Source organism: Canicola haemoglobinophilus, assembly GCF_002015075.1.
In the GTDB taxonomy this organism is placed as follows: Bacteria; Pseudomonadota; Gammaproteobacteria; order Enterobacterales; family Pasteurellaceae; genus Canicola; species Canicola haemoglobinophilus.
The window spans coordinates 1-558 of record NZ_MUXZ01000080.1; the positions used below are offsets into that span (position 1 = coordinate 1).

The window sequence follows — 558 nt, forward strand, 5'->3', positions numbered from 1 at the left end:
ATTTGCCCAACTATAATAAAATTGCGCTATGCTATTTTCAGTGTTTTCAATATTGCAAATCACTTTGTATTTTTGATTACGTTTTCTTTTAGCTGGGGAAGGAATACTTAACCAAAAAAACTCAAAGGAATTTTGTGGAGAGGAAAGGAAATTATAAACTTCAAGAAAATTTTCTTTAAGAATGGCATCATCTTCTAAAATAATGATAGGTTCATTTAACTCAACACATTTTTCCCATAAAAGATAATGACTTGCCCAACAACCTAATTGAGATAGACTTAATTGGTTGCCCTTCCGTTGAAAATGTTTAGTTTTGTTGTATTTTTTAAATAAAGGAAAATCAGGATTTTCTTTGCCGTTAATGGCGGCAAAGAAATGATAAGGGATTGGATTTTTTAGATTTTCATTTAGCCGTGAAAACTGCTCTGTTATAAATTGTTTACGAGCTGTAGACTTAGCTAAATTAATGATGAAAATATTTGCTTGCTTGCTTGCTTGCTTGCTTGCTGATTTATCATCATGTCTTTGTTCCTTTAACATGTGTTTGCCTATAAAATT

The 558-nt window shown here is 30.8% G+C and carries 1 protein-coding gene; it reads right to left on the reverse strand.

Annotated elements, in window-relative coordinates; all coding sequences use genetic code 11:
- Positions 1–540: glycosyltransferase family 25 protein (locus tag B0186_RS11445; protein WP_143411981.1), on the reverse strand; the 540-nt coding region annotated here is incomplete at its 3' end.
- Between the last annotated feature and the right edge of the window lie 18 nt (positions 541–558).